This window comes from Phytohabitans houttuyneae (assembly GCF_011764425.1).
Taxonomy (GTDB): Bacteria; Actinomycetota; Actinomycetes; order Mycobacteriales; family Micromonosporaceae; genus Phytohabitans; species Phytohabitans houttuyneae.
On sequence record NZ_BLPF01000003.1, the window covers coordinates 762,715 to 775,845 of the forward strand.

The 13,131-nt window shown below is 67.9% G+C and carries 16 protein-coding genes; 9 read left to right on the forward strand and 7 right to left on the reverse strand.

The features are described from left to right. Window positions 1-43 precede the first annotated feature (43 nt). Window positions 44-757: a helix-turn-helix transcriptional regulator gene (locus Phou_RS38290; protein WP_371872249.1), complete on the forward strand. Its 714-nt coding sequence runs from the start codon at window positions 44-46 to the stop codon at window positions 755-757. Window positions 758-825: 68 nt separating this feature from the next. Further along, on the forward strand, window positions 826-1,209 hold the full coding sequence (locus Phou_RS38295; RefSeq protein ID WP_173066674.1) for a VOC family protein: 384 nt from the start codon (window positions 826-828) through the stop codon (window positions 1,207-1,209). An 11-nt stretch (window positions 1,210-1,220) separates the two neighbouring features. Here the strand turns inward: Phou_RS38295 and Phou_RS38300 are convergent, their stop codons facing one another. Then, window positions 1,221-1,856: a TetR/AcrR family transcriptional regulator gene (locus Phou_RS38300; RefSeq protein WP_173066677.1), complete on the reverse strand. Its 636-nt coding sequence runs from the start codon at window positions 1,854-1,856 to the stop codon at window positions 1,221-1,223. 126 nt (window positions 1,857-1,982) lie between these two features. Between Phou_RS38300 and Phou_RS38305 the strand changes: the two genes are divergently transcribed. The 4 genes from Phou_RS38305 (at window position 1,983) to Phou_RS38320 (ending at window position 6,150) form a co-directional block, all read left to right on the forward strand. Then, window positions 1,983-2,975 (forward strand): alpha/beta hydrolase, encoded by a 993-nt coding sequence (locus Phou_RS38305; protein ID WP_173066680.1) that lies wholly within the window; start codon window positions 1,983-1,985, stop codon window positions 2,973-2,975. Window positions 2,976-2,984: 9 nt separating this feature from the next. Then, window positions 2,985-4,343 carry an ABC transporter substrate-binding protein gene (locus tag Phou_RS38310; RefSeq protein ID WP_173066683.1) on the forward strand — a complete coding sequence of 453 codons (1,359 nt, stop codon included), beginning with the start codon at window positions 2,985-2,987 and terminating at the stop codon, window positions 4,341-4,343. A gap of 62 nt (window positions 4,344-4,405) precedes the next feature. Continuing rightward, window positions 4,406-5,329 (forward strand): carbohydrate ABC transporter permease, encoded by a 924-nt coding sequence (locus Phou_RS38315; RefSeq protein WP_173066685.1) that lies wholly within the window; start codon window positions 4,406-4,408, stop codon window positions 5,327-5,329. Continuing rightward, window positions 5,326-6,150, forward strand: coding sequence for a carbohydrate ABC transporter permease (locus Phou_RS38320; RefSeq protein ID WP_173066688.1), 825 nt, complete (start codon window positions 5,326-5,328; stop codon window positions 6,148-6,150). Before Phou_RS38315 ends, Phou_RS38320 begins: the two co-directional genes overlap by 4 nt. Window positions 6,151-6,704: 554 nt before the next feature. Here Phou_RS38320 and Phou_RS38325 read toward each other — a convergent pair. From Phou_RS38325 to Phou_RS38345, 5 genes are all read right to left on the reverse strand, one after another. Then, a complete protein-coding gene (locus Phou_RS38325; RefSeq protein WP_173066691.1) occupies window positions 6,705-7,412 on the reverse strand; it encodes an SDR family NAD(P)-dependent oxidoreductase in 708 nt (235 codons plus the stop codon). A gap of 125 nt (window positions 7,413-7,537) precedes the next feature. Next, window positions 7,538-8,140 carry a TIGR03086 family metal-binding protein gene (locus Phou_RS38330; protein ID WP_173066694.1) on the reverse strand — a complete coding sequence of 201 codons (603 nt, stop codon included), beginning with the start codon at window positions 8,138-8,140 and terminating at the stop codon, window positions 7,538-7,540. After that, on the reverse strand, window positions 8,128-9,147 hold the full coding sequence (locus Phou_RS38335; protein WP_173066697.1) for a sigma-70 family RNA polymerase sigma factor: 1,020 nt from the start codon (window positions 9,145-9,147) through the stop codon (window positions 8,128-8,130). The genes Phou_RS38330 and Phou_RS38335 overlap by 13 nt, the downstream gene beginning before the upstream one ends. Window positions 9,148-9,323: 176 nt before the next feature. After that, window positions 9,324-9,785: a hypothetical protein gene (locus Phou_RS38340; protein ID WP_173066700.1), complete on the reverse strand. Its 462-nt coding sequence runs from the start codon at window positions 9,783-9,785 to the stop codon at window positions 9,324-9,326. 14 nt (window positions 9,786-9,799) lie between these two features. Further along, window positions 9,800-10,501, reverse strand: a complete 702-nt coding sequence (locus tag Phou_RS38345) for a dihydrofolate reductase family protein (RefSeq protein WP_246274189.1) — start codon at window positions 10,499-10,501, stop codon at window positions 9,800-9,802. A gap of 150 nt (window positions 10,502-10,651) precedes the next feature. Here Phou_RS38345 and Phou_RS38350 point away from each other — a divergent pair, with 150 nt between their 5' ends. The 3 genes from Phou_RS38350 (at window position 10,652) to Phou_RS38360 (ending at window position 12,419) form a co-directional block, all read left to right on the forward strand. Beyond that, entirely contained in the window at window positions 10,652-10,867 is a 216-nt protein-coding gene (locus Phou_RS38350) for a hypothetical protein (protein WP_173066703.1), read from the forward strand. Between the two features lie 177 nt (window positions 10,868-11,044). Beyond that, window positions 11,045-11,566 carry a hypothetical protein gene (locus Phou_RS38355; protein ID WP_173066706.1) on the forward strand — a complete coding sequence of 174 codons (522 nt, stop codon included), beginning with the start codon at window positions 11,045-11,047 and terminating at the stop codon, window positions 11,564-11,566. Window positions 11,567-12,236: 670 nt separating this feature from the next. Then, window positions 12,237-12,419, forward strand: a complete 183-nt coding sequence (locus tag Phou_RS38360; protein WP_173068944.1) for an antitoxin — start codon at window positions 12,237-12,239, stop codon at window positions 12,417-12,419. On the opposite strand, the gene Phou_RS38365 is transcribed toward Phou_RS38360, so the two are convergent. Beyond that, complete coding sequence (locus Phou_RS38365) at window positions 12,416-13,069, reverse strand: VOC family protein (RefSeq protein ID WP_173066709.1); 654 nt, start codon at window positions 13,067-13,069, stop codon at window positions 12,416-12,418. The genes Phou_RS38360 and Phou_RS38365 overlap by 4 nt on opposite strands. Window positions 13,070-13,131: the final 62 nt, after the last annotated feature.

Sequence of the window (13,131 nt, forward strand, 5' to 3'; positions counted from 1 at the left end):
CCAGAGCTTTGGGTGATTGTCGGAGGTTGGGTCTAGCGTCCGGATGGTGAACCGCACCGACCGGCTCTACGCCATCGTGGAGCAGCTGCGCGCGGCCGCGCCGGGCCGGCGCAGCGCTGCTGAGCTGGCCGCCCGCTACGAGGTGAGTGTGCGCACGATCGAGCGCGACCTCGACGCGCTCAAGCAGGCCGGCGTGCCGATCTACGCCGATGTCGGCCGGCACGGTGGATACACGCTGGACAAGGCGATGAGCCTGCCGCCACTGAACTTCACGCCGGCAGAGGCGGTGGCGGTCGCGATCGCCGTCGGCCGGGTCGACGGCACACCGTTCGCCCGGGTGGCCCGCAGCGCGGTCCACAAGATCGTCACAGCCATGTCAGCGCGGGATGTCTCGGCTGCCCAGCACCTCGCCCGCCGAGTGAGGTTGCTTGACCACCCTGCCGACGAGCGGTCCCCGGTTCCCGCGCTGATCCAGGACGCCATATCCGACCGCCAGGTGCTGCGGCTGACCTACCTCGACCGCGACGGAGCCCGCACCGAGCGGGATGTGGAGCCCGTATCGTTCGCGACCGTGCGTGGCAAGCACTGGTACCTGCTGGGCCGGTGCCGCCTGCGTGGCGGTCCGCGGGCCTTCCGTCTCGACCGGATCGTCGAGGCCGTACCGACGGGGGAGCCATCGCCGGCCAACTCGCCCGAGGACTTCACGTTGCACACCTGCGACCTCGTCGACCGCACGCCCGCCCTCAGTAGAAACTGATCTGGCAGCCAGGCCGACACTCTGCCGCAGGACTGCGGGCGGGACTTCCGGTGCGTATCGTGCGGCTCGTGACCGCCATCTCTCTGATGCTCGCGGTGCCGGACGCTGCTGCGGCATCTGCCTGGTATCAACGCGCTCTGGGCGCCACCGAGCTGTGGAACCTCGGTTCGGTGATCGGCTTGGAGGTCGGAGGGGCGCCGTTCTTTCTGGCCCAGCCGGAAGGCAACCGCTGGGAGAGCCCGGTTGAGGTGGGCACCACGACGGTGCGGGTCGAGCTCTTCGTGGACGACCCGGACTCGTTCGCCAGCGGTGCCGCGGCTGCGGGGGCGGAATACCACGATCCGGTACGAGACCATGAAGCGCCGTGGGGGACACATCGACAAGGGGGCTTCTTCGATCCGTACGGGCATCTCTGGCTCGTGGGCGACAAGTCGCCGCTACGACGCCGTTAACGCATCGGGCGTCAGGGCGTCGGCGAGCCGGTCGCCAACTGCTTGGTCTGCTGTGCCGCCCAGTGGGCGGCTGCCGCGGCGACCGGGATCGTCGGGTCTACCAACCACGCGGCCTCGAGGCCGTAGCAGAAAGCGATGATCTCCATTGCCTTGAGCTGCGGGTCGATGTCGTCCCGCATCTCGCCGCGCTCTTGTGCGGCCCGCAGGGTCGCTGTCACGCGGTTGATCGTTGTTCGGTAGCCATCGACCAGCCGTGGGTGGAGGTCGGTGTCGGGGCTGACGTTTTCGCCGAGGACGACGGTGTTCATGCCGAGCAGGCTGGCCACCTTGCCGTCGTGCTCGCTGGGCCAGCTGGCCATGTGCTTGGCGATGATGTCGACGATCTTGATGCCGGGGTCGGGTCCGCGGCCCCACAGCCACTCCTCGGAGAAGGCCAGGTGGCGATCCATGACGGCGTTGAGCAGGGCCTCCTTGCTGCGGAAGTGGTAGAGCAGCCCGGTCTGTGACACGCCGGCCTCGGCAGCGATGTCGGCGAGGCTGGTGCCGCGCGCTCCGTTGCGGGCGATGAATCGTACGGCGACGTCGACGATGCGGTCCCGTGTCTCGAGGCCCTTCGCTGAGGTCTTGGGCTTCTGGGCAGGGGACACGGTTGATCTCCTCGCGGTGGTCGGGCCGGGTTATCGCTGAGTATAGACAAACCGACTGAGTACTCGGTAGCTTCTGCGAAACAGACTGAGTGCTCAGTCTGAACTGTGGGCGAGAGGTGCGATCGAATGAGTGCAGCTTCCCGGCGGGGAACCCCGGTCGTCCGTGAAGAAGACGCTCCGCTGCGGCCGCACGAGCAGGTTCAGGCCTTCCTGGACAGCTCCGTATCATCACCCGACCCGTGGGCCGCCGACATCGCGGCCGTGCGGGCGGACGCACGTGCGAAGGTCCTGGCCGTGACGGGCGAGCCGGCGCCGGTGGCCTCAGTCGAGTCGGTTGACGCGGACGGCGTACCGGCTCGGCTCTACCGGCCCACGGGCGCGGAACGTGAAGTCCTGGTCTGGGCGCACGGCGGCGGCTGGATTCACGGAGACCTCGACACCGCCGACGGCGTCTGCCGGGCACTCGCGAACCGGGCCGCGTGCGCCGTCCTGTCCATCGACTACCGGCTCGCGCCCGAGCACCCGTTTCCAGCCGGCTTTGACGACATGTGGACGGCCGTCACCTGGGCACGCGACAACTTCGGCAGCGTGGCTGTCGGTGGGGACAGTTCGGGCGGCAATCTCGCCGCGGCGGTCGCGCTCAAAGCGCGTGATGAAGGCGTTCGGTTGGCCGCCCAACTCCTCGTCTACCCGGCACTCGACAGCGTCGAGAACACCGACTACAAGGTCGCGTTCCGGCGGAGGTACGAGACCTTCGCGGGCCAGTCGGGTTTCGGCTCCAACAGCTACCAACGGCTCCAGTACATCTGGGCGACGTACGTTCCCGACCCAGCACACCGCAAGGCGTCGTACGTATCCCCGCTGCACGCTGAATCTGTGCGCGGTGTCGCGCCTGCGATGATCATCACGGCCGAGCACGATTTCCTCCGCCGCGAGGCCGAGGACTATGCCCGGCGTCTGGAGGCGGCCGGCGTGCCGGTCGAGCTGACCGAGTACGTGGGGCAGATCCATGGCTTCTTCGAGATGTTCGCCGTGATGACCGACGCGCATCACGCCGTTGGCAAGGCTGGCGACGCCGTACGCCGCGCGTTCCAGTCAACCCACACCATCGAGCCTTAAGGACTTCTCGTGCGATCACCGACCCAGTACCGCGGAACCCTCCGGGCGGCCGCCGTCGCCGCGGCGGCTGCCCTGCTGCTGGCCGCCTGCGCACCCGGCGGCAACTCCGAAGCCGGCCCGGCGCCGTCCAAGCCGGTCTCCACCGGTATCGGCAGCGAACCGGTCACCCTGAAGCTGCTCGTCACCAGCGGCGTCGACGTCCCGTTCTACACCGCTCTCGGCAAGCTTTTCCACGCCAAGTACAGCAACGTGACCGTCGAGGTGGAGAACCAGGACTACGCCACCTTGACCACGACCATCGCGCGTACCCTCGCCGGGAACAACGTGCCCGACCTCGTCCGCGTGCCGCAGCTCGGCAACCTGACCAAGGACCACCTGCTGATCAGCCTCGACCCGTATGCGGAGGCGTACGGGTGGAACGAGTGGCCGCAGTCGCAGTTCGCCTCCACCCGTGTCGCGGCGGACGGCAGACAGCGGGGGACGGGCTCGTTGTACGCCGCGGGCGCTGGTTTTGGCCTGACCGGGGTGTATTACAACAAGGCGCTTGCGCAGCGGATTGGTATGACGCGGCCACCGGCGACTGTCGCCGAGTTCGAGCAGTTGCTCGCCAAGGCGAAGGACGCCGGGCTGCAGCCGATCATGATCAACGGCAAGGACGGCGGCAGCGTCTATCCGTTGCAGAACCTGGCGATGTCGTCCGCCGGCGACGCGCAAGCCGTCCAGGACTGGAACTACAGCAAGCCCGGCGCGAGTATCGACACGGCGGCGACGGTCAAGGCCGCCACGACACTGCAACGCTGGGGGCAGGCGGGATACCTGCCGGCCGACGTGAACGACATCGACCAGACCCGGGCGCCGGCCGAGTTCATCAAAGGCAACGGTGTGTTCTTCCCGAGCGGCAACTGGCAGGCTCCGGGACTCGACAAGGCCGGATCCGGTCAGTTCGGGTTTTTCCTGTTCCCGCCCGGCGTTGCCGGTGGGCCGTCGTACGCGATGACCGCTGCCGCCAACCTAGGGATCCCGGCGAAGTCACCCAACGCAGACGTGGCGGCCGCGTTCCTGGACTTCGTGCAGACGGACCAGCAGGCGCGGCAGGAGACGGTGGCGCTCGGCGGGCTGGTGCCGGCGGGCCCGTCGGACGCGCCAGCGCCGACCGCGCCCGAAGGGTCGGCGGTCGCCGCCACCGTCAGCGCGTTCCAGGAGGTGCTGAAGAACAACGGGCTGGTTGGCTTCATGGCTGACGCGACGGCTTCGATCCACGTCAACAGCCTCATCCCGCAAACGCAGCTCCTGCTGGCCGGCAAGACCACGCCCGAGGCGTTCGCGGCCAAGGTGCAGTCCGACTACGAGCGCGATCTCGGGCAATGATCGCGGCGAGCCGACCCAGGGGTGATGCGGTGCCGTCCGTCTCGACCCCGCACGCTCCGGCGATGACCGACCCGTCGAGCGTTCCCGCGGCGCGACAACCCGCCGCACGGCGCCCATCCGCGCGCCGGCGGCGGAGGTGGAGCGCGCTCCTCTGGGTTGCGCCAGCGTTCGGTATGTACGGCGTTTTCGTGCTGTTCCCGATGCTCCAGTCCGTGCAGTACTCGTTCTACGACTGGGATGGCATCGGCCCCGCGACGCCTGCCGGACTGGACAACTGGAAAGCGATCTTCACCCAGCCGGAGCTGCTGCAATCCGTGGTGCACGCGTTCGTGCTCGTCCTGTTCTACACGGTCCTGCCGGTCGGGCTCGGTCTGGTCGCCGCGTCGCTCATCCGCGAACTGAAGCCCGGCGCGTTCAGCACCACCGCCCGGGTCGTACTGTTCGTCCCGCAGGTGCTTCCGCTGGTCGCGGCCGGTATCGCGTGGACGTGGATGTACTCCTCGGACGGCCTTGTCAATCAGGTCATGCGCGCGGTCGGCCTCGATCAGTACACACGGGCCTGGCTCGGTGACTTCACTTTCGCTCTGCCCGCCGTCGGTGTGATCGGGGTCTGGGTCATGCTCGGCTTCTGCACGGTGCTGCTGCTCGCGGGCATCGGCAAGATCGACCCGGTGCTGTACGAGGCGGCCCGACTGGACGGGGCAGGGCCGGTCAGGGAGTTCTTCGCCGTGACGCTGCCCGGGTTGCGGCGCGAGCTCGCCGTGTGCACGACGTTCACGATCATCGCCGCGCTGGCGAGCTTCGACGTCGTCCAGATCGCGACGCAAGGCGGCCCCGGCTACCAGACGATGGTGCCCGGCGTGCAGATCTACCGGTTGACGTTCCTGCAGCAGCACGTCGGCCAGGCCTCGGCGCTCGCGGTGTTCCTGGCCGTCCTCGTGCTGGTGGTCATCTGGCCGATCCAGCGTCTCGGGAGGGAGAAATGACCACATCGGGCCTCGCCCATCGCGTAACGCGCACCGGTATCCTGCTCGCGCTGATGCTGTTCGCCGTGGTGCCGCTGCTGAGCATGTTCACCACGGCACTGGCGGCGCCGGGCAGCACGCCGCAAGGCCTCAGCTGGCCCAGCGACCCGCACTGGCACAACTTCGTCGACGCCTGGAGCGCGGCGAACTTCGTCGCGCTGTTTCGCTCCAGCACCCTTATCGTGCTCGGCGTCGTACCGGCCACGGTCGCGATGGCCACCGCCGCGGGCTACGCCCTCGCTCAACTGAACGTGCCCTTCGGTAAGGCGATCTACGGTTTTCTCCTCATCGGACTCACCCTGCCGTTCGAGGCGCTGATCACCCCGTTGTACTACGACCTGCGCAGCATGGGACTGCTCGGGACGCGGCTGGCGATCGTCCTGCCACTCATCGGACTGCTCATGCCGTTCGGCGTCTTCTGGATGCGCGCACACTTCCTCGGCGCCGAGCCCGCGATCACCGAAGCCGCGAAAGTCGACGGCGCCAACACCTGGCAGACGTTCCGCCGCATCCACCTGCCGCTCGCCACCTCGGCGTGGTCCGCACTATCCGTGCTCTTCTTCCTCGCCAGCTGGAACCAGTACCTGCTGCCCCTCGTCCTCGTCGACGACCCGACGAAGCGGACCGTGGCCGGCGGGTTAGGCGCCTTCCAGGGCCAGTACGGCACCGACATCGTGCTGCTCTGCGCCGGATCCCTGCTGATCATCCTGCCCTCGCTGGTGATCTTCCTGATCTTCCAGCGCAACTTCGTCAAGGCGCTGATGCAGGGAGCCGTCAAGTGACCGCTTGAGTCTCGCACCTGGACGTTGCATCGCATCTGGTCGACCGGTCGTCCCCGGGGCGCTTCGGCGTGTGTGCCGGTGGAATGGTCGGACGCGTACGGGTGCGTGTGGCGTGGAGTGGAGTGGACGGAATGGTCGAGACGAGGGTCGTGGTCGAGCGGGGCGACGAGCTCGGCGAGAGGTACCGGCGCCCATCACCTCGATCACTGGCACACAATGCCGATCGGTGGTCCCTGGCTGCCCGACTCGATGTGCGATCATCTGCTCGTCAGCTTGCGTACCGGCGAGAGCACGGCACCGAAGCCCTGGAGCAACGCTTCGATGAGGTCGGGATCGACCCAACAGACGCGTCGCGCGGGTCGGTGGTGTAACCGCAACCGCGCCAACTCGGCACGCTCGTCCTCACCGAGCCCACCACCAGCGGCCGCCTCGCCTCGGCTCGCCAGTCCTGGTCAAGTCGGGTGGCCCGGGGAATCACAGCCCCGGGCTCCCACAGAACGGTGCGTGAACCGTACCAGTTCAGCACCTCGCGCTGCTTGTGGTGCAACGGGCTGTTATGCGACGAGGGCCGCGTTCTGGCGCTCGAGCGCCTTGGCCGCGCCGGCACGCCAGCTGTCGGCCACGGCCTGTGACATGGGATCGGGAAAGATGTCCTCTTCCCCGTTCTCGACCGCGTCAAGGATGGCTCGCGCGACCGATTCCGGGGAGGCCTTGGGGAGGTCGAGGCCCCGGGTCATGTCGGTGTCGGTGGGGCCGGTCAGGACGGCATGGACCCGCACGTCTTGTCGGGCCAGCAGGGCTCGCAGCGACTGGGTCAGCGAAAACGCGGCCGCCTTCGAGATCGAGTACGCCGGAGTGAGCGGCACAGGGGCCAGGGCCGCCAGCGACACGTTGTTGACGACGGCTCCCCGAGACCGCGTCAGCAGCGGCAGGAAGGCCTGGGTCACGGCGTTGGTGCCGAAGAGGTTGACGGCAAGGTGCTGCTCGAATGCTCCACGATCGCTGAGGTCGTCGTAGAGGAACACGCCGGCGTTGTTGATCAGGATGTCGAGGGACTCGACCTGGCCGGCGGCTGCCTGGATCTGCGCCGGGCTGGTCACGTCCAGGGTCAGCGGCGTGACCCGTCCATCCGGGTGGGTCAGCGGCTGGCGGGTGCCGGCATACACCTGCTTCGCGCCTCTGCGTAGGGCTTCCTCGACCAACGCCTGCCCGATGCCGCGATTGGCGCCGGTCACCAGGACTGTCTTGTCGGCGATTGTCATGTCTGTACCTCCGGTTCTGCCGCATCCCTGCGGGGCTCCGCGCCGCTCGTTTGACGGCCTACTGATACAGACCAGCGGGATACCGGGGAATCGCCGCGAGCCGGCCTGAAACTGGGTGCCCGGGCTCAGGCGCTGGCGGGCCCGGGCGCGGCGTAGCGCGGCTGGCGGCCGAGGAAGGCGACGAGCTGGTCGCCGGGGCGGGCTGGGCCCGGCAGCCGGACCGGGTCGGCGAACAGACCAGGCCGGGTGGCTGGCGTGATGAGTAGCGGGGCGATCGGCAGCAAGACCGCTGCGAGGCCCGAAGGGACCGGCCGGGCGGCGCCGCATGCAACCGACATGTCCCAGCCGTGGACGGTGATCTCGATGGCGCCGGTCACCGCGACCATGCTCGCGGTCAGGTCATGGTCGCCGATGGCGACCCACCGCTCTGGTGTCCGGGCCGCGGCGCAGGCGCCCAGCAGCCCGGCTACCTGGCCGCGCAGCCGCGCAACCGGGTCAGGCCAAACCGCGGGGTGACCTGCCGCTGGGCCGGCGCCGACGCATGCGGTGGCTATCGCCTCCCGCATCACCGCGATGGAGTCGCTGACATGGTCCAGCAGCGTTTCCAGGTCCCAGCCCGGGCACGGAGTGGGTCGCGACAGGAGCTGGGGAGTGACCAGCGCGGCACCGCCCAGCGCGTAGTCGACTGCGGATTCGAGCAGCTCCAGCCCTCTGCTCAGAGGAGCCACGGAGACACCGCCGGGTCCTGCGCCGGCACCGGCCAGGCTGCCGCGGAACTATACTCGCGGGGCAGGCCGAACGACCCGAACAGGTCCGGGCTGAGGAAGGCGACGATCCGCGCGATCCCCGTCGTGGTGAGGGTGAGCACCAGCACGGCGTGCGCGTGATATGCCCCGCCTGGTTCGCGCTGGTAGACCGCGAACGCCGGCTGCCCGTTCGCCATGACCGGAACCAGCTGGAGCCGTCCGGGCTCGGTCAGAAAGTGCAACGCGGCGCAGCGCGCCACGGCCTGACGGCCGGCAAACCAGCTCAGCACCGGGGGCATTTCCAGGACAGCATCCTCCCGCAACAGCTCTGCCAGCGCGCTTACGTCGGCGTTCTCGACGGCCGCGGCGAACCGGTCCAGTAGCGCCCGCCGGTCCGGCTCGGCGGGCTCGGCAAGATCATCCTCGGCGGGCAGCGCGCGGGCGAACTGGGCGCGGGCCCGCCGCAGGCCGCTGTTGACCGCGGTAGTCGTCGTGCCCAGCAGATCCGCCACCTGTGCAGCCGGCCACTCCAACACGTCCCGCAAGATCAGCAGCGCCCGCTGCTGGGCGGAGAGGTACTGCAGCGCCGCTACGAAGGCCAGCCGGATACCCGCCCGCGACACGGCCACCGCGGCCGGATCCTGCTCCCAGGCCGACAGCGCGCCGGGAAACGGCTGCAGCCACGGCACCTCCGGCCCGGCCACGAGTGGCGCCTCCGGGTCCTCCTCCGGGCCAGCCAGCCCAGACGGCAGCGGCCGGCGCCCGCGGCGCTCAATCGCGGTCAGGCACACGTTGGTTGCGATCCGGTACAGCCAGGTCCGCACCGACGAACGGCCCTCAAACCCTTTATAGGACCGCCACGCCCGCAGGTACGTCTCCTGAACCATGTCCTCGGCCTCCTCGGCCGAGCCCAGCATCCGGTAGCAGTGAGCCAGCAACTCACCCCGGAACCGGCCGGTGAGACTGGTGAAATCCTCGCTGACCGTCATCGACTTCCCCCGAACTCTCCCAGGCGAACGCCAGCGACCCCGCTGGCCCCCTGTAGATACAGACCCGGCGGCCAGCGCAGAATCGTCGCGCACCTCGCTCGCACGCCTGGCAGGCACCTCCGAGTGCCGGACCCCGGCGCTCGCCACTTGGGCGGTGGCAGTGCGCTCTCTTGCCTTTAATTCTGAATTCGGCTGTATACAATCCGCTCGTCGGCTGCGCCGCTGTCAACATCGTCGGGATAGTGCCAGGTGCCGATATACTCCGTATCTTCGTCATTGAAGGTAGCCTCAAAGAACGTATCTGACTCTTTGCCGCCCAGGCTGACGCGCAGTTTCTGGCCATCGAGGACCCACGTGTAGGTGGACTCATCGCCCATGGTGTCCATGTAACGAGCCTGGAGCGTGTCACTGTCTTGATCGTAGGCGACATGCTGGATTACCTTCATCTCGGTGCCGCTGACGACGAAATCGACGTTCATTACGAGAAGAAGACCTCCACGCAGAGACTTGTACTCAGCCTTGCCGTCGATTCCAGACCCAGTGACTCGCCATCGTCCGCTCAAACGCTCGGTCAACTCGACGAGCTTGTAATGAGGTTTCGTTGGCGAATGTCCACCCGCGTTGTCGCTGACCGCCATAGCCGATCCCCTCGCTACGCTGCGCGTCGTTGCGGCCCGACGCCGTCCGGTATGCCCGTGTGCAGGTGCGGAACGTACACGAGCTTCTGCGTGCGGCCGTCGAGCACGGTCGACTCGATGAGCTCGAGGTCGAACTCCGGGCCGTCGTGGAACAGGGACGCGTAGCCGGCCTTTCCGGTGATCGCCGGGAAGACCATCACCTCGAGAAAATCGACGAGTCCCGCCGCAAGCAGGGCGCGATTGAGCGAGATGCTGCCGTGGGATCGCATCGGCACATCGGTCTCGCGCTTGAGCCGCGCCATCTCGGTCACGGCATCTTCCGAGATGACGGTTGAGTTCGACCATCCGAGCGGCTCGCTCAGCGTGCTGGAGAACACGATCTTCGGCAAGGCCGTGAGGCTGTCGTAGTAAGGCTCGTCGTACTCAACGACGAACTTGCGGAACTCGCGGAATGTCGTTGCTCCGTAGACCAGCACCTGGTCCTGCGCGTACTTCCGCACCAGGTAGTCCCGAAGCTCAGGGCCCTCCTTGCCCCAGTACCCGGGCCAGCCGCGCGCCGAGCCATTGCCGTCGAGGCTGCTGAAGAAGTCGACCGTCAGGGTGGCCATCAGATCCTCCCCCGCTCGCCGGTCCTGGTTGTCGTCATCTCGGTACTCCTCATCCGGGGTGGTCCAGTCGACCACGCTCAATGGAGCCACGAAGGCCGCGACCCGCATCCGACAGATCACGCAGAGCCGTTACCGTTTCGTTACATAGTGCCAGGCTCAGCGCGCTGTCGGGTTGCCGGCGCCGACACGAGAACCTTGCTGGTGGATCACATGTCGAGGGCCCGACTGACCGCGTCCTAACCGCGTACCGTCTTGATCATGCTCGAGGTGGACGAGTGGTGGGCCGGCCTGACCGAAGCCGAACGCGAGCTCGCCCTGCGACACCGTGACGACGACCCGCTCCACGCGGAAGTGGTCCGCCAGCTGTACACACCCGGGGCCATGTGGGGCGAGCCGGCCAGGAACGGCCGCGGTGTGGATCGGTGGCACTGGGCGCCGGAGGTTCGGGACTTCCTCGCCGGCGGGTGCGAGTAGATGCCCTCGCCGTTGACCGTCCCGGCGGGGAGAAGCGGTAGCGCCGCTCCTGCACCTGTCGTCCTTCGTGCTCCAGGCCGTTGATGCGCCGGCGGCTGGTCCTCTCGTGGAGCTGCGACGCCCGGCCGTGATGTCAGCGCGTTCCGCTCAGAGCACATCTGGGCGAGAATCGTCGGCATGGATGGAGCCACCGTCGGTGCCGCAATCCTGCCCCTCGTTGGAGTTGCACTGGGAACGGCAGGAACGCTGACAGGTCAATACCTTGCAACCCGCGGAGAGTCCAGGCGACACGCTGACCAGCGCGCCGCTGCGGCTCGGGCGGAGCGCAAGGAGGCCATCGTTGCCTTTCTTGACGCTGTTCAGCGAGTGGAACAGGTGGTGGACGACAGAATGCATCGCGTCCCGCCCGATGACGCGTCAGTGCACGATCTCCTGCATGCATTGTGGCTTTCCAAGAAGCTGCTTGAACTCGTCTGCAGCTTCGGCTTGGCGTCGGTCGCGCACAAGTACACGTCGACCCTTCACTCCCTGGCGTCCTCATCGGCAGGTGGATCACCAGCCAGGCAGAAGGAGTACCGTGCCGAGTTCATGGAGGCGGCACGAAATGAACTCGGAATCGACGGTCCTCGGCTCTACCCGGCCATCAGAACGGGCAGCAAACCAGCCCACCAACCGTCAGTCACGGGACTCTCATCTTGAGGTGGTCCGAATGGTAGCGCTCGCCGCGCGGGCGCGAAATTGATCGTCGTGGGGCGCGGGCGCCGGGTCGGCCGGTCCTGGCCCGCGGTAGCGATTCGGAGTCGAGGTCGACAGCGAACGCCTTGCCGCCGACCCGCCATCGCAGGCCTGCCGATCCCGCACCGATCGCGAGGGATGGGCGGCCTGCCCCCTGTAGCAGGGTTCACTGAGCTGATCGTCCGATCAAACCACCTGAAGGATGACCGTCAAGGTGGCGGCCGGGCCGCCCGCCGTCTTGACGGCGCGCTTGGACTCGCTCGGCGAGCGTGGGACTGGCCTCCTTACGGTCGGCCGGCGTGGCGCGGCCGGCCGTCGGACAGCTCGCTGTCCGCCGTCAGGCGTCGGTAGCGCACCGCGGACCACCGTGAGGCGTGGCTATGATCGCCGCCTCGGCTAGAAGGCGGACTGTGATGTCGAGTAAACGATGTATTGGCCGTGTCGTTGATCTGCCGCCTTCGCGGCGTACATGAAGATTTCCTCGGGGTCGACCGCTCGTGACGTCGGCGTCGCTCGCGAAGGCGCCCGTGCGGAACTTCGTGCAGGCCTTTGGTCAGCTGATTGCCCAGACCGGCGACGCGTGACGCTCATCGTCCGTTCGTTTGGTGCGGCCATGCCGGGGAACTCGCCTTGTATGGGTGACTTCACGGAACGAGCCAAGGACTTGGCTGACAAGCACGACGACAAGGTCGACAAGGGCCTCGAACGCGCAGGCGACGAGGCTGACGAGCGCACCGGCGGCAAGTACGGCGAGAAGATCGACAAGGGCGTCGACCAGGCACAACAGCGCACCGGCGAAGGCGACCAGGTCGCCTAGGTGGGCAGTTGCGCGCCGGTCTGTTCGCGGACCAGGTAGTCGGCGTACCAGTCGGGCCAGTTCTCGTCGTACTGCCCGCCGGCGCGCTTTTCGTGCTCGCCGTGCGCGGCTGCCGCCCGTCGCAGCGCGCTGGCCAGCTCCGCCGTCGTGGCGTACACGGTCCCGGCGGTCTCGACCCGTCCCGGCAGCCGGGTGGTGACCTCCTGGACCAGCCAGCCGTTGCCGTCCGGGTCGCTGAACGTGGCGAACGAGCCGTAGCTCGCCTGCTCGGCCGCCGGGCCGCTGGCGCGGCCGTCCTCGCCACCCGGCTGGAACTGCGCGCCCGGCGTCGTGGGATGGAACACCTCGCTGACCTCGACACCACGGGCGGCGAGCTCGGCACGCGCCGCCTGGATGTCGGAGACGACCAGGTAGAGGCCCTGGGCCGAGCCGGGTGCCGCGGGCGTGATCCTTGTCCCGAACTGGACGGAGCACCCCGAGCCGGGCGGCGTGAACTGGACGACCCGGAAGCCGTTGTCGAAGGCGAAGTCGGCGTCGAGCCGCCAACCCAGGCTCCCGTAGAAGTCCTTCGCCCGGTCGACGTCCGTCACCGCGATGACGATCGCCTCGAGCTTGAAGTCGACGGTGCTGCGGTCCTCGGTGGAACTCATCGGGCCTCCCGCGAGTGATCTCAGGATGACGGTAGCCCGTTCACCGCCTGGCCCGACCTGTT